The sequence below is a fragment of the Pluralibacter gergoviae ATCC 33028 = NBRC 105706 genome, assembly GCF_001598855.1.
GTDB classification, from domain to species: Bacteria; Pseudomonadota; Gammaproteobacteria; order Enterobacterales; family Enterobacteriaceae; genus Pluralibacter; species Pluralibacter gergoviae.
Map to the genome: position 1 here is coordinate 1 of NZ_BCZS01000008.1, position 21,517 is coordinate 21,517.

The window sequence follows — 21,517 nt, forward strand, 5'->3', positions numbered from 1 at the left end:
GGGTAAAACGGCGCTGACCTTTGGCCTGGCGAAAGATCTCACCGCAGGCAGCCTGACCACCGGCACCACCACCGTCAGCGACGGCGGCGTGACCGTGAGCGGCGGCGATAAGCCGGTAACCCTGACCAAAGACGGCCTCGACAACGGCGGCAACACCATCACCAACGTCGCCGACGGTAAGGTCGGCGCGGGCAGCACCGACGCAGTGAACGGCGGGCAGCTCAACACCGTGCAGACCCAGGTCGATAAAGGCATGACCTTTGCCGGGAACAGCGGCGACGCGGTAACGCGCAAACTCGGCGACACCCTGGCGATTAAAGGCGGTCTGGATGCAGACAAGGCCAGCTCCGGCCAGAATGTCATCACCCGCACCACGGCGGACGGTCTGAGCATTGAGCTTGCCAGCGACGCGAACTTTGACAGCGTGAAAACCGGCAATACCACCATCAATGATGGCGGGCTGTCTGTGACCAATCCCGCGTCGGGCTCCAGTGTGAAAGTGACCGGCAGCGGCCTCGACAACGGTGGGAACAAAATCACCAATGTGGCCGACGGTAAGGTTGGAGAGGGCAGCACCGATGCGGTTAACGGCGGCCAGCTGAATGAGGTGAAAACCGTGGCGGGCAAAGGCTGGAACCTGAGCACCCGCAGCGGCGACGCAGTCACCGCCGCGCAGCAGGTGGCTCCGGGCAGCGAGGTGCAGTTTGCCAATCGCGATGGCAACCTGACCGTGACCCCCACCGCTGATGCCAGTGGCAATACCGAGCTGACCTTTGGCCTGGCAAAAGATCTCACCGCAGGCAGCCTCACCACCGGCGGTACGGTGATAAGCGACGGCGGCGTCGTCATCGGTAGCGGAGAGGGGGCCGTCAGCCTGAGCAGCGGCGGCCTGAACAACGGTGGCCATAAAGTCACTAATGTGGCGGACGGCGACATTGCCGCCAACAGCAAGGACGCGGTTAACGGCGGACAAATCAGCAGCCTGGTGAGCAATACCGAGAGTAAGGGGCTGAACTTCACCGCCAATACCGGCGCGCCGGTGCATAAAGATCTCGGCACGACGCTGGCGGTAACGGGTGCCTATCAGGGCAGCGGTGAAACGTCAGGTGAAAACGTCATCACCAAAACCACCGATGACGGGCTGACCATCGAGCTGGCGAAGGATGCCACCTTCAGCAGCATCACCACCGGCAGCAGCGTGCTGAATAACGGCGGTCTGACCATTGGCGGCGGTGTGGGAACCGTTATCTTAAGCGGCGCGGGCCTTAACAACGGCGGTAACAAAATCATTAACGTCGCGGCCGGGGAGCTGAGCGAAAACAGCGCCGACGCGGTAAACGGTAGCCAGCTGTACAAGGTCAGCCAGGACGTCAGCAACATCAAAAATGTCACCGACAGCGGCTGGAATATCTCCACCCAAACCACTCGCGGCGCGCGCGCCAGCGCCCAGGTCTCGCCGACCAGCGGGCTGACCGTGATCAACACAGACGGCAACCTGAGCATCGTGCAGCAGCGCGACGAGCAGGGCGGCACCGATCTGACCTTCGGTCTGGCGCCGAACCTCACAGCGGACAGCGTCACCACCGGCAATACGACGGTGAACACCGGCGGCGTGGCGGTGAAAGACGATGCGGGGCACGCCACGGAGGTCTCCGCCTCCGGTATGACGGTCTCCAACGGCAGCGGTCCGTCAACCACGGTCAATGCCGGGGATGTCACCGTCGGCAATGTTCACGTTGATGGCAGCACCAATACAATCGGCGGGCTCGCCAATACCACCTGGACCGGCACCGCGACCAGCGGTCAGGCGGCAACGGAAGATCAGCTCAGCCAGGCGATCGGTCAGGTCAATGAGGCGGTCAACAACTCCGGCTGGACCGTAAAAGCGCAATCCGGCAGCGACGCCAAAATTGCCAATAACGGTTCAGTGCAGTTCACCGGCGCGGATGACAACATCAAAGTGACCCAGACCGGCAAGGACAATAACGGTGTGGTGCAGATTGCGTTGAGCAACGATCTGAAGGTCGGCAGCGTCACGGCAGATACCCTTACCGCCGGATCGACCACGGTGAACAACGGCGGTGTCACCATTACCGGAGACACCTCGACGGTTACCCTGACGGATAAGGGGCTGGATAACGGTGGGAATAAAATCACTCACGTCAGCGGCGGCCAGCTCACTGCCGACAGTCAGGACGTCGTGAATGGCTCCCAGCTCTATCAGACCAATCAGCGGGTGGCGAATCTGCAGACTGAGTCGGGCTTCTTCCAGGTCGATACGCCAGCCAAATCCAGGCGGCCAACCGTTCCCGGGCACAACGCGGCTGCGGGCGGCGCTAACGCGCTGGCCAGCGGCGACAACACGCTGGCGGTGGGTAACGACAGCCGGGCCACCGCCAATAACGCCACTGCCGTGGGCAACCGCGCCCAGGCCAGCGCGGAGAGCGCGCTGGCGGTGGGCTACGGTGCGCAGGCCACCCATGCGAACAGCGTCGCGCTGGGTGCCGGGTCCCGTACCCGCGAGGGTGCCCAGAGCAACTATCAGGCGGCGTTTGTCGGCCAGAGCAGCTCGCTTGGCGAGGTGAATATCGGCTCCCGGACCCTCAGCGGCGTGGCGCCGGGGCGTAACGATGATGATGCGGCGAACGTTGCTCAGCTCAAAGCCGGCGTTGCGGCGGCCACCAACTACACCGACAACCGCTTTGGTCAGGCGATGAGCCACATTGACCATGTCCAGAACAAACTGCGGGCTGGCGTTGCCAGTGCGATGGCGATGGCCGGTCTGCCTCAGGCCTATCAGCCGGGCGCCAGCATGTTCAGCATGAGTGGCGGCACCTATGCGGGCGAGTCGGCGATGTCGATGGGCTATTCCACCGCGTCGGACAACGGTAAGTGGATCTATAAAGCCGCTGCCAGCACTAACACCCGCGATGATACGGGCGCCACCATTGGTATCGGGTATCAGTGGTAAGTCTGCGGCCTTAACTGGAGTGAGAGTATTTATGAAAACAACACATTTTCGCCGGCTGACCCTGACGCTCGGCGCATGCCTGCTGATGGCCGGCTGCACCATGCACACCAGCCGCAACATCAGCGACAGCGGCAAGCCGGAACAGATCATTTATCCCGATCCGGACAGCAAAGTCGCCATGGGGCAAAAAGAGGGGAGCTATCCGGACGGTGCGGCGCTGGCCAAACTGCGCCCGGGCATGACCAAAGCCCAGGTGCGCCAGCTCATTGGGTCGCCGCACTTTAAAGAGGGGTTCTATTTCGTGCGCGAGTGGGACTATATCTTCCACTTCCCGAGCAATGGCCTTGTGCGTACCTGTCAGTTTAAGGTGGTGTTTGATAAGGATTATCTCGCACAGCATTATTACTGGAGGGATGAGGCCTGCAGCGTATTTGTCAAAAAAGCGATGTAAGGACTCTCTGTCCGCATAACTGAATCGTAGCGGTGCAGAATATATTCCTGCTGCGATGACCTGAGCGTGGGCCCTGCGGTCCACGCGCACTACTTTTTGTTAATTAAGTGAGTCGTTATGAATAAATCCCTGAAAATCGTGGCCGGTATGGCTGCACTGGTGCTTTTGGCCTGCGCGGGATATGGGGTCAACCACTATTATACGCAACCTTCAGCACAGGCGACCACTGCCGAGGCGGCCGCCCCAGACAATACGCCTTTCCCGGAGGCGAAGCTGGAGGATATTACCCTGCAAATTCATCAGGTAGCTGACAATGTGGTCCATGATATTGATACTTATGACCCGGTTAAAATCGGCCAGGTTTGGGACGCCGCCTCTGATCTTGCTAAAAGGAACCTGCCCCGCAATACATTTATTAATAGCGTAACTGCGATACATCAGGAGTTAGGCAGTCTGGTCAATCGCCAGTACGTGAATACGCTTTATAAAAACTTTCCCGGTACCGCCGATATCCCTGCCGGGCAGTATATTACCGTGAATTATTTGACGCAGTTCAGCAATGAAAAAAAAACGCGTAAAGAGGCAGTTGTTTTTATCTTTCTGAATAAACAGTGGCGAATGGCGGATTACAGTATTTTAAATAATATGTAAGTGCCTGCTGAACCCTCAAATACATAGCGTTATCCGCACAATGCAACCACCAGGGTATTTACGGAGTAATAACATGCCGCAATGGCAATACGTACTGTCAGCGCTGCTGATAGCCGCGGGCACTCTGCTGACCACTGCACAAGGTGCTTCGCATGAGCACTGGAGTATTGCTCAGGCGCGCGAGAGGCCCTTGCAGATTGAGTCCTGGGTACTGGACTGTACCGGTGCGCAGCAGCCTTGCCAGGTCTTTCAGGAGTTGACCCGCACCGACACCGGCAGGCGCGCGCTGCTGGTCAAATTTGTCCCCTCCGGCATGAAAAAAGTGCGCATGATCGTCGGGACGCCGTTGGGCGTGAATCTGGAGAACGGCGTGGCCTTTACGCCGGATCACAACCTCCTGCCTACGGTACTCCCTTTCAGCGGCTGTCTCCATGAGGGGTGCCTCGCCGAGGCTAACATTGACGGAGCCCGGGCGGTCGAGGGCCTGACCAGCATGGATATTCGCTATCTGCAGGGGCAGACGCCCGTCAATTTTTCCCTGAATCTGAAGGGATTATCTGCTGCGCTGACGATGGCCCAGCGTCACTTTGAGCGTCACGCATCGGGAACTGAGCAATGAAAGGAATAGGGGGAGTTGCGCTGCTGCCGGTGGCGCTGGTGATAGGATGTCTCGCAGGCTACGCCTTGAGCAGATCCGCTGCGCCCGTCGCGAGCGTGCAGACTGCGGCGCCGAAGGCCAATCGCCCGGACGCGCTCGATGCCCGCTATCAATCCTGGCACCTGAACTGCGCCTCCCGCGGCCCGGAGAGCGCACCCTGTGAGGTCTCCGCTTCCCTCGTGGAGCAGGGCCGGACGCTGGGCAACATTACGCTGGTCCCCAATCCGCACGGCGCGAAGCTGATGCTGCGATTGCCGCTGGGAATTGACGTTCAGTCCGGAGTGATATTTACCCTGCTGGGTCGGAAAACGGAAGGCAGTAAGCAACTGAGCGTCAGCCGCTGCGACGCCGAAGGCTGTCTGAGTATTCTGGATCTCCCCCAGCCGCTGTTTAACAGCCTTAGCGAAATTGGCGAGATCAGAACCCGGGTCAGAATGCTGCACAACGGCCCGCAGATAACGCTGAACTGTTCCGCAGCCGGTCTGGCACCCGCCCTGCTGGCGATGAATGCGTGGCAGTAGGGCATTAACGGGAGGACTGAGGCTGAGAGCCTGCACACAAATTTGCGTCATTGCCTGAATTTGCTATGTTCGATTTAACGTCAAAACCAGGTTAATTATGGATGAAAAAGAGTGGCAGGCTCTGGCTAACGAACTGGTTTGGTCTGTACAGGGATGATGGAAGTATTGATGATTATATTTTTATCAGCGGTGTACGGCGCTCAAACGTCAGGATACATCCTCTAAGGCCGGATGGCTCCGGTACGTCGTGGGGCTGTATTACCTTCTTCCGAAGTATCGAGTTCAGCGCATTTCGCAATTCCTTACTCAGGATACAGAAGTGCAAGGTTAATGGTACAAATTTGATGGCATATGGAATAGTGACGGTAAAAGGTTCAGTTACGGGGCCATGTTATGTCAGGTAAAAAACGCCTCTATCCGCTGCTTTGGGTTGTCATCACGCTTTGTCTGATCAGAAGCCGAATCCTGCTCGGCGTGGCTGATGAAATACTCGTCTCTATCGATCGGACGTGCAGGACTTTATCCATGCAATGTACCGGCAGCGATTACAATTCAGCGCTGCTGGTCACCGCGCTGATTATTAATGGTATCGCGGGGTTCATACTGGTTAGCATTATTGCGAAGATTGTTCATACGGTGCGAAAAACATCTTAAGAGTTCGCCAGAACGCATTGGATACTTAAGGCGTAAAACGTGCTCCTCAGGCGGTAAGCGGCATCAAACGCCCGGTTGCTGCGGCCGGCGCAAGCGAAGCGCCGCCCGGCATAAGGGCCATGCCGGTATCTGACCCCTCGCGGATACCGGCTTATCATCGTACTCACCCCACCTCAATCTCCTCAATCCCCAAATGGTGCGCCATCTCGCGCAGGATAATCAGGTAGCCGTAAAAGTGCGGATCGTCGGCAAACTCTCCCTCGCGCAGCGGGCTGCCGGAAATAACGTCCGCCACCCGGTTAAAGAGATCCTCTAGCCGGCACTGCGTCAGCGTCCCTTCCGCTCCGGCGATGCGGGCGATCTCGCGCAGGGTGTCGTCGGCGCAGGTGAAGCGTTCACTCACGCCGTGCAGCGCCGGGGTTGCCTGGATGCAGTCTTCAACGGCGGCGATCGCCAGCTCGACTTCATAGGGCGTGGGGCGCGGCGGGTGGCGGAAATAGTGCCCGGCGATCGCGGCGTAGCCTATCGGCAGGGCGATGGCCGGCTGGCTAAACTGCAGACTGTTTTCGCCGATTGAAAAGGTGGGCTCGTCCATAAGTGCCTCGCGGGTCAGAGTGTCAAAAACGTGAAAATCTACTATAGCCCCGGAAATAGCCAAAAGATACCGGAGCTACCACGCGTAGCTCCGGCACGCTTCGCGCAGCAGGTCCAGGAACCGGCGGGCGTTAGTGGTCATCGCCGACTTCTGCGACCACACCGCGCAGTACTGGGCGGCGGGAAGCTGGCTGATGGGCAGCGTCACCAGTTTGTCCGCCATCTGCAGCGGGCTTGCCGCGGCGCGGGCGACGATGGTCAGATAATCGGAACCCAGCACCATATTCATTCCTGTTATCACCGAGTCGGTGCGCAGCGGCGTCACCGAAATCTGCCGGTAAAAGTGCGCCAGCTCGTTTTGCAGATGATGGTAGTAGCCCTCCGTGGACTCCGGCAGCAGCCATCTGGCATCTTTCAGCGCGAACAGATCGCGCTCCTGCGCGTGTGGGTGACCTTTGCGGGCGATCACGCAGAAGGGGGCGGTAAACAGCGGCTCGATCATTACGCCCTCCGGCGGCCGCATCGGATCGATGCTGCCGATAGCCAGATCGGTTTCGCCGCTGCGGATGCCGGGCAGCAGGGAGTTGAGCTGTCCCTCCCTGACCGTCAGCGTCACCTGGGGCAGCGCACTCTTATAGGTTTGCGCGATCTGCGGAAATACCGTCAGCGAGATAAGCGACGACAGGCCGACGGTCAGGCGACCGTGGGTGAAGTAATTTATCTGCTCCACCTCTTCGGCGGCCCGGCGCAGCTCCTCCATGATCCATTCAGTGCGGCGGGAGAAGGCCAGCCCGGCTTCGGTCAGCGTCACACCTTCGCTGCTGCGCAAAAAAAGCTGCGTGCCTAAAGTTTGCTCCAGCTCACGCAGCGTGCGGCTTAACCCGGGCTGAGTGACGCCGAGCTCCCTCGCCGCCGAGCGTACGCTGCCTCTGCGGGCTACGGCTCTGAACGCCTGCAATTGCGCCGTTTTGGGTAAATATTTCATCCTTTTCCCTATAACAAAAATGCATCGCCTATAAAAAAACTACATCTTCCCGCGATCCGGGTAAAGCCATAATCTTTTTGCTGCTATGCGCAACCGTTCCTTTCCCTTGCCTCAGGATGCGAAGAATGAAAAGCCAGCCGCAGATGATTTTATTGCTCTTTATTGGTTACGTGTTCGTTTACCTCGACAAAACGGTGACCGGCTTCGCGCTGCTGCCGATTGAAAAGGAGTTCGGCCTCAGCACCTCGCAGCTGGGGCTGATTACCGGCGTGTTCTTCCTCGCCTATTCGCTGTTTCAGGTGCCGGCGGGCTGGCTGAACGACCGCATCGGTTACAAAACTATGCTGATCCTCTCGCTGACTTGTCTCGGACTGTGCGCCATTTTCTTCGGCGCGCTCGGCTTGAGCTTCGGCCTGCTGCTGCTGTTTCGCTTCCTCGCCGGGATCGGCCACTCGGGCTATCCCTGCTCCTGCGCGAAGGCGGTGGTCAGCAACTTCAGCGTTGAGAAACGCACTTTTGCCCAGTCGGTGCTGCTCTCCTCGGCGGGACTGGCGATGACCGCCGGGCCGATTGTCGCCGTAATGGCGCTGGAGAAACTCGGCTGGCACAGCGCCTTTACCGTTCTCGGCGTCGCGGCCTGCGCGATGGCGGTGCTTATCTGGCTGCGGGTGCCCGCGCCCGCGCAGGTTGAGAAGGTGCAGGTGCAGCGAAGCGCGCCGGCGCTGTGGCGCAACCCAACCGTGCTGCTGCTGTTTATCGCCATCTTCTGCGTCAACGTCCCCAGCTACGGGCTGATGAGCTGGCTGCCGCGCTTTCTGGTAGACGGCCGCGGGATGTCGATGGATATCTCGGGCTACATTTTCGCCGTTGGCGGCGCCGGGATCTGGATTTCTTCCCTGTGTACCGGCTGGCTGGTGGGCAAATACTTTTTCGGCCGCGAGCCGCAGGTGATCCTCGTCTGTGCGGCAGTGAGCGCGGCGGCGATCCTCGCCCTTTTTTATACCACCACGGCGCTGGCTGCCGGGGTGCTGCTGTTTATCGGCGAAGTTTTCCTGATGGCCACCTTCGTGACCGCCTTTACGCTGCCGATGAAGCGGCTGCCGGAAAATATTATGGGCGCCGCGATGGGATTCATTAATACCGGCGGTACGCTGGGCGGTTTTGTCTCACCGATTGTGATTGGCTTCCTGCTCGGCCAGGGCGGCGGCTATCAGAGCACCTTTATCTTCCTTGCCCTGGCGATGCTCTGCGCCGGGCTGGCTATTTTACCGCTAATGCGGCAGAAGGCGGCGCCTTCTGTACCCGCTATTGATTAAAGGAGAGCAGCATGAATAACGACATTCAGACGATGATCGGCGACGCGCACGGCGACGTTATCCGCTGGCGCAGGCACATCCACGCCAGTCCCGATCTTTCGTTCCATGAAAAGCCGACGGCGGACTATATCGCCGCCGAGCTGGCCCGGTTTCCGGGGCTGGAAATAACCCGGCCGCTGGAGAACAGCGTGGTGGCGCTGCTGAAGGGCGACTATCCCGGCCCGACCTGGGCGCTGAGGGCCGATATTGACGCCCTGCCGCTGCAGGAGACCAGCGGTGAAGCGTTCGCTTCAGGTAAGCCTGGCGTCATGCACGCCTGCGGGCACGATGCCCACGCTGCCATGCTGATGGGGGCGGCCAGCGTACTGTGCAGGCTGCGCGATCGGCTGCGGGGCAGCATTAAGTTTATCTTCCAGCCCGCAGAGGAAGTACCGCCGGGCGGTGCCCGCGAGCTGGTGGCGGGCGGCGTTGTGGATGACGTCGAGCATATTTTCGGTCTGCATATGGCGCCCAACTTTCCGACCGGCAAAATCGTCCTCAAAGAGGGCGTCTACGTCGCCTCCAGCGATAACTTCGATATCACCATTTCCGGGCGCGGCGGGCACGGTTCGGTTCCGCACCTGTGTATTGACCCGCTGGTTATCGGTGCCGAAATGGTGATGGCCCTGCAAAACGTGGTAGCCCGCAATATCGATCCGCTGAAGGCGCCGGTGCTGACCGTCGCGACTTTCCAGGCGGGTGATAGCTACAATGTGATCCCGGACAGCGCCCGGCTTGCCGGGACGGTGCGCACCCACGATGCGCAGGTGCGGGAGCAGGTGCAGCACCTGATGCAGCGCATTCTCTCCGGCGTGGCTGCGGCGCACGGTGCCGGCTGCGACATCCGCTGGCAGGAGGGGTATGCCGTGGGCAATAACCATCCAGAGGCCTGCGGCATCGCTATCGACGCGATCCATCGCCACTTTGCCGACGGGACGCTGACGATGGCCGACGCTCCGCTGTTCGGCAGCGAGGATTTCTCCTCCTATCAGCAGAAGGTGCCGGGGGCGTTTCTGTTTATCGGCTGCGGGAACGAAGAGAAGGGCGCGACGTGGGGGCTGCACAACCCCAACTTCCGCATTGATGAAGACGCCCTGGCGGTGGGCGTGAAGGCGCATGTTGCGCTGGTGAGCGGCCTGCTGGGCGACTGATAAAAAAACGCCCGGCGCAGGCCGGGCGGATGCTTTAGTAAGCCGGGTACCGCTCCAGCAGCATCTCCAGCCGCCAGCGGATGTCGGCATCCAGCGGCGCCTTTTCACTGTAGGCCCTCACGCCCGCCAGATCGTCCGCCACCAGCTCATCGTGCTTGTCGCCCATCATGCCGTTGATGGCCGCCATAAAGCGCGAAACCTGATAAGCCTGCCCGTTGCCGGGGTTAATCGAGCGCAGGGTATCGTAAAAAGAGACCTGCTGGCTGATGATTTTACGCACGTCGTGAAATTCGCGCCCGGTCAGCAGCTGGCGGGAGATCATCTCCTGCAATTTGCGCATTTGCTCCTGGCGATAGGTTATAAATTTATCCGCGCTGACCAGGTGAGCATGGCGCAGGGAATAGTTCACCATATTCCACACCGGTGCGCTGAGCAGTACCTTAAGCAATTTTCCCCAGCGGGCGGTCATAGCGGCATTATTATTGCGAAATGCATCCTGGAATCGCCCGAGATATACCGTGGTCTTTCTGAAGAGAAACGGTACCTTATGAGTTTTGGTATATAGCATCAGCGCAAAACGTAAATGTTTGTAGCGCGAACGTATATATTTGTATTCCTTTCGTTCGTCCTCTGACAATTCGCCGGTGGTCAGCTGCTTATTAATTAGCGCAAGCAGCGCCTGGCGGCTGACGCCGTCTTCCCAGTACTTAAGGCACAGGTCATAGTTTTCCTTAATCCGCGCCGCGCTGCATGATAAATCAATGCGTTGCGGCAGGCTGACCTGCTTGTCGGCAATGTCGTCTTCATCAATAGCGATAAACAGGCGTCGTTCAGCATCGCTGATTGATTTACCGAAATTGACATAACCGGGGCCGGAATTGGCTATTTTGCTATCATCATAAAAAGCATTTTTACGGGCTGCAGTAGTGAGTTCGCTCATACTTTTCACTCTATTTTAACCCGACGTTTACAGTAATTATTTTTTTATCTGTAGTGACGGCGGCGATACGGGAGTTAAGCTGATTGCTTTGCCTCATGACAGTGCAGCTTGCTGTGGGTAGTCAGGGGCGAATAGTTCAGCCATTCGTTCTGTAGTGCCTATTCTGGCAGTCATGTCTTAACGAATTCTTAATTCCCGTAAGATTTAGTGAAACGAGAGATAAACGTACTGCAATTAGATTTTTCCGGCGGCGGCGCTACTTCGCAGGGCGGGATTGACCTTCTCCTGCGCCATCCGCGAGCCCCCTATCGCCGACGCCGGTCGCCTGCCGGGCGCCGGCGTCGGCTCCTGTAGGCTTAACTGAGGCTCGCGCGCCGGTGCGGGTCCGCGCCGGCGGCGTCCGTCTGCCGCAGATCTTTGAGCAGGCTGAACATATAGAGCACGATCACCAGCGAAAAGGGCAGACCGCAGAGCACCACCGCCGTCTGCATGGCGCTGAAGTTGCCCGCCAGCAGCAGCCCGGCGCACACCACCGTGGTGACCACCGCCCAGAAGACGCGCAGCCAAGCCGGGGCGTCGTCGCTGACCGTGCCGCCGACGCTTGAGAGGTTGGCAATCATCAGCGTCCCGGAGTCCACCGGGGTCAGGAACAGGACGAAGCTCAGGATGATGGTCAGGGCCGCGGTGATGTTAATCCCCGGCAGATACTCCAGCAGCTTGTAGACCGCCATCGGCGGATCGGCCAGCGCCACTTTGCCCAGCAGCGTCTGGCCGTGCTCCAGCACCAGGCTGATGGCGGTATTGCCGAACAGCGACAGCCACGCGAGGGTGAAGCCGAGCGGGATGAGCATCACGCCCAGGATCAGTTCGCGAATGGTGCGTCCCCGCGAGATGCGGGCGATAAACAGGCCGACGAACGGCGCCCACGCGACCCACCAGGCCCAGTAGAAGAGCGTCCACGCGCCCTGCCACTGGCGCGCCTTGCCGTACAGATAGACGTCGAAGCTTCTGCCGATAATCGTCGTCAGGTAGTCGCCGGTGTTCTGCAGCAGGCCGTTAATCAGGTTCAGAGTGGGCCCGGCGACGAAGATAAACAGCAGCAGTAGGCAGAGGAAGCCGACGTTGATGTTAGAGAGCATGGCGATCCCTTTCTCAATGCCGGTCACCGCCGCGAGGGTGGCGACGATCATCATCACCACGATGATCGCCATCAGCAGCTGCGTGGTCTGCGGAACGTGGAACAGATAGTTAAGCCCGGAGTTGACCAGCAGGGCGCCGATCCCCAGGTTGGTCACCATCGAGATAACGGTCACCAGGATGCCGAACGCGTCCACCAGGTGGCCGATGCCGCCGCGGATGCGCTCCCCGAACAGCGGATAGAGGGCGGAGCGCAGCGCCAGAGGCTGATCGCGGCGGTAGGCGAACCAGCCGAGCGCGGTGGCAATCAGCGCGTACAGCGCCCAGCCGTGGAGGCCCCAGTGCAGGAAGGTGATCGCCATCGCCTGGCGGGCTGCCTCAACGGTGCCGCCGGGGCCTTCCGGCGGGCGCAGGAAGTGGTCCAGCGGCTCATAGGCGCCGTAATAGACCAGCGCGATGCCGATGCCTGCGGAAAAAAGCATGGTCACCCACGAGAGATAGGAGAAGGCCGGGCTCTCGTCATCGTGCCCCAGCCGCAGCCGGCCGTAGCGCGACATCGCCAGCCAGAAGACAAACAGCATGCACGCCACCATCAGCAGCATGTAATACCAGCCAAACACATCCGATACCCAGCTCTGGGCGTGGCTCAGCCACCGCTGGCTGCCCTGGGGGAACAGTACCGTCAGCAGCCCCAGCAGCAGGATCACTGAGGCGGAACCAAGAAAGACGGGCAGATTGACCCGAACGGGCGGATGGCTCTTAACGGGCTGAAGGCTCTTAACGGGCTGAAGGCCTTCAATGGGCTGAAGGCTCTCTTCAGCAGAATGACGCATCTCTGTCATGATAGTTCACCTGGCTACCGCAAATAGGCGTGGATTTTGTATGGTTAATGTGAATAAAATGTAATGATTTAACTTTATTTTGACATTTTTGCAGCATATGCGTTATTGATTGGTCGTTCAATCAATTGATCGGTCGGCGGTAAAAAAGCGAGGAGAAATGAGATGTTACGCAAGAATATCCCTGAGCAGCGTAGGGAGCAGCTCATCAGCGCTGCTTTCGAAACCATCGGCGAAGTGGGGCTGGCGGGGATAACGCTGTCGCAGGTCGCGAAAGAAGCGGGTATGTCTACGGGTATCGTCAGCCACTATTTTGGCGATAAGGATGGTCTGCTGCTGGCGACGATGCGTAAAGTGCTGGGCGACCTCCACGATACGGTGGCCGACTGCCGCGCCCGCGCTGCGCCGGACGCTCAGGCGCAGATTTTTGCCATCATCGACGGCAACTTTGCTCCCAGCCAGACCAGCGAAACCACCATGCGGGCGTGGCTCGACTTCTGGGCTGCCAGCATGCACAGCGCCGATCTGCGCCGCCTGCAGCGCATCAACGACCGCAGGCTCTACTCCAATCTCTGCTGTCAGTTTAAGCGCCGGCTTCCCGTCGCCCAGGCGCGCAAGGCGGCAATGGGCGTGGCGGCGATGATCGACGGCCTGTGGCTGCGCGGCAGCCTGGCCGGAGGAGGTTTTGATATCGGGCTGGCCTGCGCTATCGCCCGGGATTACGTCAGGCAGACGCTGGGTGGAGAGAATGCGGCGAGAGGTTAATGGCGGCTGTTGCCGCCAGCGCAAAGATGAAGCGCGTCCTGATGCGGTATAACCCGCGCCAGTCGCCTGCACTCATGAAGATGACGCGTAGAGCGTGGCAAAGATGGTATGCGAAATGGCATTGTCCTCTGCAAAGACTTTCAGCATATCCGCGTTATCTTTAAAGTGCCGCAACATAAGATCGGTCGCGGCAGATTCGTTCTCCGCCGGGGCTTCAAAAGGCATTTTGTGAAATCCGTCTTCTCTCAGCGCCTTTTTTAGCTCGGGCGTGAGGCGTTTTTTTTGATACACGTTGACGGAGATATCATTAATATAAAAAACATAGCTGTTCATGCTGAATTTATCCCGCCTGAATGCCCGTTACGCTGCCATTGAAAATAAACGGGGATGGGTATCCCCGTTTTACGGTGTCGTGATGATTCCCGACAATCGCTATTTATTCCGCTTGTTCCACTTCGCCAGATTCTGCAGGGGCTGCTTGACGTAGGGGCTGGCCTTGATCAGGCTGAACAGCAGGTTATTCACCGCGGTGCCGACTTTATCCATCGGTCTGTCGATATCGAGGAACAGCACTGCGCGCAGTTCGTCGGTGTCGTTGCGCACCTCGTGCTCGTAGGAGTCATCAAACAGAATAACTTTGCCTTCGTCCCAGTGCAGGATCTGATCGTCAACGCGGATCCACAGCTTCTCTTTCTCTTTCGGGACGATAAGCCCGAGATGCGCGCGCACTACCGCCCGGGTCGGCCCTTTGTGCGGCGGAATATGGTAGTGGGGCTTGAGGATCGAAAACATCGCCGTGCGCATGCCGGGGATGGAGCTGACTACCTGCGCGGTGCGCGGGCAGATGGCGCAGTTCTCTTCTACCCGCTGGCCGTAAACGTACATGCCGAAGGTTTTCCAGTTATCGCCCTTTGAGATGCGCTTCTGGTCCGGCGAGATCTGGTGAAAAGAGGGAATATCTTCGGGGTGCTGTAGAATATGGTCCAGCTCCTCGCGGATAGCGGGCCAGCTGGCCTCCAGGCGTTCAACCCAGTCGAACTCGTGGTTACCAATCTGCGGCGTGGTAGAGACCAGTGAGTGGCGGGACTGAAACTCGCCGTTCCAGCGCAGAAAGCGCTTGCCGGTTTTGACCAGCAGGCGGCGGAAGAAAGGGCGCCGGGATGATGAAGAAGATGATGTTGTATCAGGCATAGATAGTATCCGTATTATCAATTACATACCGACTGCCGTCGGGCAGTCCGTTAACGCTCAATCAATGCAAACCTGAAAAAAAATCCCGGGTGGGGGGATAAGTGCGAAAAATTTAAATAATTGTAATCATTAATCCCGGGAACAGTAACTTTATTATTAACAATTAGTGCCGCCTCCACCAGACGGAGACGCATAAAAAAACGGGCCGCGCTTTTCGCTCCGGCCCGTTTCTTTGTGCATCCGCGCTGCGCGTTATTTTACTGCGCACGCCGTCAGCACTTTATCCAGGGAGCCTACCAGCCAGTCGATATCTTCGACCTGAAACGCCAGCGGCGGACGCAGCTTCAGCACGTTGCCGTAGGGCCCGGCAACGGAGGTCAGCACCCGCTCGGCGCGCAGCCGTTCGATTACGTCCAGCGCCAGCGCCTTATCCGGCGTTTTGTTCTCGCGATCGCTCACCAGCTCGAAGCCGGTAAACAGGCCCGCTCCGCGCACATCGCCGACGCTCGGATGGCGATCGGCCAGCAGCGCCAGCTCGTTGCGCAGCTGTCCACCGACCTTGAGGCTGTGTTCCTGCAGCTTCTCTTCGCGGATCACCTGCAGCACCGCCTGGGCGGCGGCCATCGACACCGGGTTACCGCCGAAGGTGTTGAAGTAGGGAATATCGTCGCTGAAGGCGGCCAGCACGTTGGCCTTTGCCAGCAGCCCGGAGACCGGGATGCCGTTGCCCATCGGTTTCCCGAGCGTCACGACGTCCGGCACGATGCCGTGGCGGCCGAAGCCCCAGAAGCTGTCGCCGGTGCGGGTAAAGCCAGGCTGCACTTCATCGGCGATAAAGATCCCGCCGTTGGCGTGGACCACCTCGAGAGCCGGCTTCAGAAAGCCCTGCGGGCCGGGCAGGACGCCGTCGGAGGAGAAGATGGAGTCCACCAGCAGGCCGGCGAACTTGATACCGTGGGCGGCCATATCGTCGATCTGCTTCTGGATCTCCTGCGCCCACCAGGCGCCGAGGTCGGGCGCATCCACCCGATAGCGGTCAGGCGGCGGCACCAGCCGGGTGGTGGGCGCCAGCGGCTGGCCGCTGCCGAGCGCCGGAGACGCGCCGGAGGTCAGTTCGCTGGTGCCGTGATAGGCCTCCTGCGTCACGATGATCCCGCTACCGCCGCTCCACGCTTTGGCAATGCGGATCGCCAGGTCGTTGGCCTCCGACCCGGTACACATGTACATCGCCTTATTGATGGCGTCAGGCACGGTGGTCAGCAGGTCGGCGGTGTAGTCGAGGATGCGCTCGTGCAGATAGCGGGTGTGGGTATTGAGCTGGCTCATCTGCTCGTGTACGGCGGCAATGACCGCCGGGTGGCAGTGGCCGATGCTGGCGACGTTATTGTAAACGTCGAGGTACTTCTCTCCCGCCGCATCCCAGAGATACTGCCCTTCGCCGCGCACCAGGTGCACCGGATTGCGGTAAAACAGGCGGTAGGATTCGCCCAGCAGCTGGCCGCGCCTGTCGGTCAGGCTGCGGGTCCGGGCATCCAGCGCATCCGCGTGCTCGGCGCGAAAGCTGTTGGTATCCATGATGGTGGAACGTGTCGCCATGATAACTCCCGATTTGAGTTGACTCGCTGGTGTAGTGCATGGGCTATAGCCTACACGCGGTGAAGAGAGTAATGCAATAAAATACACAAATACATTTTAATGCACTCTTGTGGTGACATAAAAACGCCAAAAAAGTGCAATAAAAGCCACATAAAAGCATGTGATGATAGATGCTGCTTGTGAGGGAATGTTTTTATTTTATTGTTTTATTTGTGTTTTAATTGATTTTACTCTGGCGTGACTGGCCTGGCACGATAACTGCTATCAAATCCACAAGGCCGCATTTATGCAAATGCCGGTAATCAATGAATGCACAAAAAAACTCACCGCCGCGCAGGGCGCAGCGCACCATCATCGTTAACCGCATTTAGGGGGAGTTCAATGAAACGCTTTTCATTTCGCCGCACCGGCCTGATGGCCGCCTGTGCGCTCGCCGCGCTCGCCGGAGCGGCGCACGCGGGCACCATTACGGTTTACACCTCGCTGGAAGAGGATGAAATTAAGGATTACGTCGATCAGGCGAAGAAGGATATGCCGGATCTGACCATTAACGTGCTGCGCCTCTCCACCGGCGATCTGGGTCCGCGCATCCTCGCGGAAGCCAAAAATCCGCAGAACGACGTTATCTGGGGCTGGGCGCTGACCAACGTCATGGATCCGCGCATTGAGGGGCTGCTCGAACCCTATGCCGCGAAGGGCAGCGACAGGCTCGACGCCAGCTACCGCGCGCCGGACAACAAATGGTTTGCCGCCACCGGCTATATGGCCGCGTTCTGCGTTAATACCGAGGCGCTGAAGGCGAAGAATCTGCCGGTGCCGAAGACCTGGCAGGATCTGACCAACCCGATTTATAAAGGCGAAGTGGTGATGCCCAACCCGGTCTCCTCCGGCACCGGCTACCTGCAGATTGCGGCTCTGCTGCAGTCGAAGGGCGATGAGAAGGGCTGGGCGTTTCTGAAGTCGCTGGACGGCAATATTGCCCAGTACACCAAGTCCGGCTCCCGCCCCTGCAAAGCGGCGCGCACCGGCGAGTACGCTATCGGCGTGTCGCTGGCCTTTGCCGCGATGCAGTCCATTGAAGAGGGCTATCCGGTTGAGATGGTGATCCCCAAAGACGGCGCCGGCTACGAGCTGGAGGCCTCGGGCCTGATGGCGGCGTCGAAAAATAAGGCCGACGCTAAGCGCTTCCTCGACTGGACGCTTTCCAGCAGCGCCGCCGCGCAATACACCAAATATAAAGAGATCGTCACCATCCCGGGCGTGCCGCAGTCGCAGGCCGCGAAGGCCGCGGGCCTGCCGGCAGATCTCTCGAAGGTACTCTATCCGGTGGACTTCGCCAAAAGCGCCAAAGCGCGCGATGCGATCCTCGCCACCTGGCAGAAAACCATCGGCCGCTAAGAGACGCAGAGGGGACGCTATGGCGCTGGTCATTGAAAATCTCTACAAAACCTTTGAAGGCTACGCTGCGCTGGACCGCATCAACCTGACGGTCGATAAGGCGGAGTTTGTCTGCCTGCTCGGCCCCAGCGGCTGCGGCAAGACGACGCTGCTGCGCATTATCGCCGGTCTGCTCGCGGCGGACGGCGGCAAAATCAGCCTCGACGGCCGGGACCTGGTCAACGTCCCGGCCCGCGACCGCGGGTTTGGCATTGTCTTCCAGTCCTATTCGCTGTTTCCGCACATGACCATTGCCCAGAACATCGGCTACGGTCTGAAGATCCGCAATACGCCCGCCGCCGACGTTGAGGTGCGGGTCAGCGAGCTGCTGGCGATGGTGAAGCTCGCCGGCTTCGGCCACCGCTATCCGGCCCAGCTATCGGGCGGCCAGCAGCAGCGGGTGGCCATCGCCCGCGCGCTGGCGGTCAATCCCTCGCTGCTGCTGCTCGACGAGCCGCTCTCCGCGCTGGACGCGCGGGTGCGCGCCGGGCTGCGACAGGAGCTGCGCGAGGTGCAGCAGCGCCTCGGCATCCCGACGCTGATGGTGACCCACGATCAGGAAGAGGCAATGAGTATGGCGGACAAAATCGTCTGCATGCAGGGCGGCTGCATTATGCAGGAGGGCACGCCGCGCGAGCTGTACACCGCGCCGCGCACCCGCTTCGTGGCCGAATTTATGGGCCACAGCAACCTGCTGCCGCAGTCGGTGGTGAAGCGCTGGATGCCGGATCTGCTCGGCGGCGGGCAGCCGGAGGGCGCCGAGCTGTTTATCCGCCCGGAGCGCATCGATATTCGTCGGGCGCAGGATGCGGAAGGGGAGGTGGTCAGCACCAGCTTCCTCGGCAGCATTCAGCGGGTAGAGGTGCTGTGGCGCGCCCAGCCGCTGCTGGTGGAAACCAGCAGCGCCGTCGGGCTGGCGGCGGGCGACCGGGTTGACCTCTCTTTTGCCGCGCAGGACTGCGCGTGGGTGCAGGCATGAGCCGCGCTCTGCTTCCTCCGCAATCGGCGGCAGACCGCTGGCTGTCGCGCCTGTGCCTCTGGCTGCCGCTGCTGGCGCTGCTGGCCTTCTTCGGTGGGCCGATGCTCAGCATCCTCTGGCACAGCCTGGTGGATGACCGCAGCGGCGCCGTCGGCCTCGCCAACTATGTAACCCTGTTTGACGCCCCCGGTGTCTGGCGCGCGCTCGGCAATAGCCTGCTGCTGGGCACTGCGACCACCCTTATTACGCTGCTGCTGGGTTTTATCGTCGCCTACGGCCTGCAGTTCACCGCGATGCCCGCGAAGCGCTTTATCGCCTTCGCCACCGCGCTGCCGGTGCTGGCGCCCTCGCTGGTGCTCGGGCTGGGGCTGATTTTTTTGCTCGGCCGCAACGGCATCGTCGGCAATATGCTCGGCGTGCGGCTGGACATCTACGGCTTTCACGGCCTGCTGATCGCCGACGTGCTCTACGCCCTGCCGCAGGCGGTGCTGATTATCCAGGCCGCGCTGCGCCACAGCGACGCCCGCCAGTATGAGGCGGCCGGCGTGCTGGGGGCCGGCGGCTGGCGGCAGTTTCTCGATATTACCCTGCCGGGCGTGCGCTTCGGCCTGATGAGCGCCGGGTTCGTGGTGTTCACCATCACCATTACTGATTTCGGCAACGCGGTGGTGATCGGCGGCGACTTCCCGGTGCTGGCGACCGAGATCTACAGCCAGGTCAGCGGGCAGATGAAGTTTGGCATGGGTGCGGTGGTCGGCATCCTGCTGCTGCTCCCGGCGGCGGCGGCGATCTGGATCGAACGGGCGGCGGCCCGGCGACAGAAGACCATCGGCACCGCCGCGGCGCTGCCCTACGTCCCGGCGCCGCAGCGAACGCGCGATCTCCTGTTCTGGCTGCTGAATATGCTGATTGCCCTGGCGATCGTCGCCACCATCGCTACGGTGGTCGTCGCCAGTCTGATCCGGCTCTGGCCCTACAGGCTGGACCTGACCTTTAAGCACTACAACATCGATCTCGCCGGGGGCTACGCGCCGCTGTGGACCTCCATCTGGATCTCGGCCCTGGCGGCGATTGTCGGCACGCTGCTGCTGTTCCTGCTTACCTTCGGCATTCGCCGCCAGCCGGGACGCGCCGCCGACTTCGCCACGCTGCTCAGCGCCCTGCCGGTGGGCGTACCGGGGCTAGTGCTGGGGCTGGCCTACGTCTTCACCTTCAACAGCGCCGATCTGCCCTGGGGCATGCTCTACGGCACCGCGCTGCTGGTGGCGCTGTGCAACTACTACCACTATCACACCCAGGGCTTCACCACCATGATTCTGGGGATGCGCCAGGTGCCCGGCGCCATGGAGGACGCCACCAGCGTGCTCGGCGGCGGGACAGGGCGCATCCTGCGCGACGTCTACCTGCCGGCGATGCGGGTGACGCTTATCTCGGTGGCGATGTTCCTGTTTATGCGCTCGATGGTCACGCTCTCGGCGGTGATTTTCCTCGTCACGCCCGCGCTGCCGCTCGGGGCAGTGACGGTGATGCGCCTTGACGAGGCGGGCTTCACCTCTCAGGCGGCGGCTTTTTCTACGTGCATCATGGGGATTGTCGCTATAATGGCGCTGGCCCTACATCTGTTAACCGGCAAGCGCCGATAGAGAACCGCTATTCATGTTAGAAGAGACCCGCCTCCACCGCATCTGCGCGCTGCTTTCCACCCTCAACCGGGTCAGCACCGAGCAGATTGTCCAGCACCTGGGCGTTTCCCGCGAAACGGTGCGCCGGGACGTGCTGAAGTTGGAGGCGATGGGCGCGCTGCGGCGGGTGCACGGCGGCATTGTTTCCACCGCCCAGCAGGCCGAGCCGCCGCTGTCGGTGCGCAATACGGTGCGCGAGAAAGAGAAGCGCGATATCGCCCGCGCGGCGGTGCAACTGCTGACGCCGGGGCAGACGCTGTTTATCGACGCCGGGAGCACCACCTCGCTGCTGGCCGACGAGCTGCTGTCGATGCCCGGCCTGACCATCATCACCAACAGCCTTAACGTTGCCCTCAAGCTCAGCGGCGCAGAAACCACCCTTGAGCATGAGGTGATCCTGCTCGGCGGCAGCATGGGGCCGTCGCAGCAGGCCACCTGCGGCGAGCTGACCGTCAGCGAAATTAACCGCTACCGGGCGGACGTCGCCCTGCTGTCGCCGGTGGGCGTCAGCGCCCGCGACGGCGCCAGCAGTTTCGCCCACCGCGAAGCGGCTGTCGCCGGCGCAATGGTGGCCTGCGCCAAAACGCGCATTATCCTCGCCGATAGCAGCAAGATTGGCGTTACCAGCCGGGTGATTTATGCCCCGACGCCGGACATTGATATGGTTATCACCGACGCCGCGGGCGCCGGTCTTGCGGAGTGGCAGCGGCTGCACAACAGTGGTCCGCAGGCTATCATTGCCTGACTCAGGGCATTGTCGAGACATCCCTGATATGCGCACCGCCGCCGCCGAAGGTGGCCGCACATCCTTTCACGCTGCGCTCTGGTCACTGATCCCGATCTTCGCCGCCCGGCGCGCTGAAAAAGCCGGGCGTCGTGCAGTGGATGGACAGGGCTACGGGCTGCCTGTTTCTGCTGTTTGCGATTAAGTTGGCGAGCAGCAGGCGCTGAGTAGGCTAC

The 21,517-nt window shown here is 60.3% G+C and carries 21 protein-coding genes and 1 pseudogene; 15 read left to right on the forward strand and 7 right to left on the reverse strand.

The window, feature by feature from the left end; genetic code table 11:
- The 7 genes from ENGE1_RS10060 to ENGE1_RS28420 all read left to right on the forward strand — a co-directional run.
- On the forward strand, nucleotides 1–2,971 hold a 2,971-nt coding region (locus ENGE1_RS10060), incomplete at its 5' end, for a YadA family autotransporter adhesin (protein ID WP_064360614.1).
- Nucleotides 2,972–3,002: 31 nt separating this feature from the next.
- Entirely contained in the window at nucleotides 3,003–3,422 is a 420-nt protein-coding gene (locus tag ENGE1_RS10065; RefSeq protein WP_052097973.1) for an outer membrane protein assembly factor BamE, read from the forward strand.
- 117 nt (nucleotides 3,423–3,539) lie between these two features.
- The gene (locus ENGE1_RS10070) at nucleotides 3,540–4,073 is read left to right on the forward strand and encodes a DUF4019 domain-containing protein (RefSeq protein ID WP_048253745.1); all 534 of its coding nucleotides are present in this window, start codon (nucleotides 3,540–3,542) and stop codon (nucleotides 4,071–4,073) included.
- Nucleotides 4,074–4,146: 73 nt separating this feature from the next.
- Nucleotides 4,147–4,692, forward strand: a complete 546-nt coding sequence (locus ENGE1_RS10075; protein ID WP_043085792.1) for an invasion associated locus B family protein — start codon at nucleotides 4,147–4,149, stop codon at nucleotides 4,690–4,692.
- Nucleotides 4,689–5,252, forward strand: a complete 564-nt coding sequence (locus ENGE1_RS10080; RefSeq protein WP_045290308.1) for an invasion associated locus B family protein — start codon at nucleotides 4,689–4,691, stop codon at nucleotides 5,250–5,252. The genes ENGE1_RS10075 and ENGE1_RS10080 overlap by 4 nt, the downstream gene beginning before the upstream one ends.
- Nucleotides 5,253–5,353: 101 nt before the next feature.
- Nucleotides 5,354–5,656, forward strand: a complete 303-nt coding sequence (locus tag ENGE1_RS26925) for a tlde1 domain-containing protein (protein ID WP_072065287.1) — start codon at nucleotides 5,354–5,356, stop codon at nucleotides 5,654–5,656.
- Nucleotides 5,646–5,906 (forward strand): hypothetical protein, encoded by a 261-nt coding sequence (locus tag ENGE1_RS28420; protein WP_131632088.1) that lies wholly within the window; start codon nucleotides 5,646–5,648, stop codon nucleotides 5,904–5,906. The genes ENGE1_RS26925 and ENGE1_RS28420 overlap by 11 nt, the downstream gene beginning before the upstream one ends.
- A 163-nt stretch (nucleotides 5,907–6,069) precedes the next feature.
- Here the strand turns inward: ENGE1_RS28420 and ENGE1_RS10085 are convergent, their stop codons facing one another.
- Both ENGE1_RS10085 and ENGE1_RS10090 read right to left on the reverse strand, forming a co-directional pair.
- Nucleotides 6,070–6,501, reverse strand: coding sequence for a hypothetical protein (locus ENGE1_RS10085; RefSeq protein WP_043085786.1), 432 nt, complete (start codon nucleotides 6,499–6,501; stop codon nucleotides 6,070–6,072).
- A gap of 75 nt (nucleotides 6,502–6,576) precedes the next feature.
- Nucleotides 6,577–7,485 (reverse strand): LysR substrate-binding domain-containing protein, encoded by a 909-nt coding sequence (locus tag ENGE1_RS10090; protein WP_048253744.1) that lies wholly within the window; start codon nucleotides 7,483–7,485, stop codon nucleotides 6,577–6,579.
- A 125-nt stretch (nucleotides 7,486–7,610) separates the two neighbouring features.
- Here ENGE1_RS10090 and ENGE1_RS10095 point away from each other — a divergent pair, with 125 nt between their 5' ends.
- Both ENGE1_RS10095 and ENGE1_RS10100 read left to right on the forward strand, forming a co-directional pair.
- Nucleotides 7,611–8,801, forward strand: a complete 1,191-nt coding sequence (locus ENGE1_RS10095) for an MFS transporter (RefSeq protein WP_043085784.1) — start codon at nucleotides 7,611–7,613, stop codon at nucleotides 8,799–8,801.
- An 11-nt stretch (nucleotides 8,802–8,812) separates the two neighbouring features.
- Nucleotides 8,813–9,991: an amidohydrolase gene (locus tag ENGE1_RS10100; RefSeq protein WP_048253742.1), complete on the forward strand. Its 1,179-nt coding sequence runs from the start codon at nucleotides 8,813–8,815 to the stop codon at nucleotides 9,989–9,991.
- Between the two features lie 34 nt (nucleotides 9,992–10,025).
- Here ENGE1_RS10100 and ENGE1_RS10105 read toward each other — a convergent pair whose 3' ends face one another.
- Together ENGE1_RS10105 and ENGE1_RS10110 are read right to left on the reverse strand one after the other, a co-directional pair.
- Nucleotides 10,026–10,931 carry a hypothetical protein gene (locus tag ENGE1_RS10105; RefSeq protein ID WP_225823499.1) on the reverse strand — a complete coding sequence of 302 codons (906 nt, stop codon included), beginning with the start codon at nucleotides 10,929–10,931 and terminating at the stop codon, nucleotides 10,026–10,028.
- A gap of 356 nt (nucleotides 10,932–11,287) precedes the next feature.
- Nucleotides 11,288–12,910 carry a BCCT family transporter gene (locus ENGE1_RS10110; RefSeq protein WP_230682739.1) on the reverse strand — a complete coding sequence of 541 codons (1,623 nt, stop codon included), beginning with the start codon at nucleotides 12,908–12,910 and terminating at the stop codon, nucleotides 11,288–11,290.
- A gap of 162 nt (nucleotides 12,911–13,072) precedes the next feature.
- Here ENGE1_RS10110 and betI point away from each other — a divergent pair, with 162 nt between their 5' ends.
- Complete coding sequence (gene betI / locus ENGE1_RS10115; RefSeq protein ID WP_043085766.1) at nucleotides 13,073–13,672, forward strand: transcriptional regulator BetI; 600 nt, start codon at nucleotides 13,073–13,075, stop codon at nucleotides 13,670–13,672.
- Nucleotides 13,673–13,744: 72 nt separating this feature from the next.
- Here betI and ENGE1_RS10120 read toward each other — a convergent pair whose 3' ends face one another.
- The 3 genes from ENGE1_RS10120 to ENGE1_RS10130 all read right to left on the reverse strand — a co-directional run bounded on the left by ENGE1_RS10120 (nucleotide 13,745) and on the right by ENGE1_RS10130 (nucleotide 16,459).
- The gene (locus tag ENGE1_RS10120; protein WP_043085765.1) at nucleotides 13,745–14,005 is read right to left on the reverse strand and encodes a hypothetical protein; all 261 of its coding nucleotides are present in this window, start codon (nucleotides 14,003–14,005) and stop codon (nucleotides 13,745–13,747) included.
- A gap of 99 nt (nucleotides 14,006–14,104) precedes the next feature.
- Nucleotides 14,105–14,863, reverse strand: coding sequence for an aspartyl/asparaginyl beta-hydroxylase domain-containing protein (locus tag ENGE1_RS10125; RefSeq protein ID WP_043085763.1), 759 nt, complete (start codon nucleotides 14,861–14,863; stop codon nucleotides 14,105–14,107).
- Between the two features lie 252 nt (nucleotides 14,864–15,115).
- Nucleotides 15,116–16,459: an aspartate aminotransferase family protein gene (locus ENGE1_RS10130; RefSeq protein WP_048253741.1), complete on the reverse strand. Its 1,344-nt coding sequence runs from the start codon at nucleotides 16,457–16,459 to the stop codon at nucleotides 15,116–15,118.
- A gap of 381 nt (nucleotides 16,460–16,840) precedes the next feature.
- Between ENGE1_RS10130 and ENGE1_RS10135 the strand changes: the two genes are divergently transcribed.
- The 5 genes and pseudogenes from ENGE1_RS10135 to ENGE1_RS26930 form a co-directional block, all read left to right on the forward strand.
- Complete coding sequence (locus tag ENGE1_RS10135) at nucleotides 16,841–17,857, forward strand: ABC transporter substrate-binding protein (RefSeq protein ID WP_043085760.1); 1,017 nt, start codon at nucleotides 16,841–16,843, stop codon at nucleotides 17,855–17,857.
- A gap of 19 nt (nucleotides 17,858–17,876) precedes the next feature.
- Nucleotides 17,877–18,875, forward strand: coding sequence for an ABC transporter ATP-binding protein (locus tag ENGE1_RS10140; RefSeq protein ID WP_048253740.1), 999 nt, complete (start codon nucleotides 17,877–17,879; stop codon nucleotides 18,873–18,875).
- Nucleotides 18,872–20,518 (forward strand): ABC transporter permease subunit, encoded by a 1,647-nt coding sequence (locus ENGE1_RS10145; protein ID WP_048253739.1) that lies wholly within the window; start codon nucleotides 18,872–18,874, stop codon nucleotides 20,516–20,518. The genes ENGE1_RS10140 and ENGE1_RS10145 overlap by 4 nt, the downstream gene beginning before the upstream one ends.
- Before the next feature lie 13 nt (nucleotides 20,519–20,531).
- Complete coding sequence (locus ENGE1_RS10150; RefSeq protein ID WP_048253737.1) at nucleotides 20,532–21,302, forward strand: DeoR/GlpR family DNA-binding transcription regulator; 771 nt, start codon at nucleotides 20,532–20,534, stop codon at nucleotides 21,300–21,302.
- A gap of 107 nt (nucleotides 21,303–21,409) precedes the next feature.
- Nucleotides 21,410–21,508 (forward strand): annotated as a pseudogene (locus ENGE1_RS26930) (LysE family translocator); the annotation flags it as partial.
- Nucleotides 21,509–21,517 lie beyond the last annotated feature (9 nt).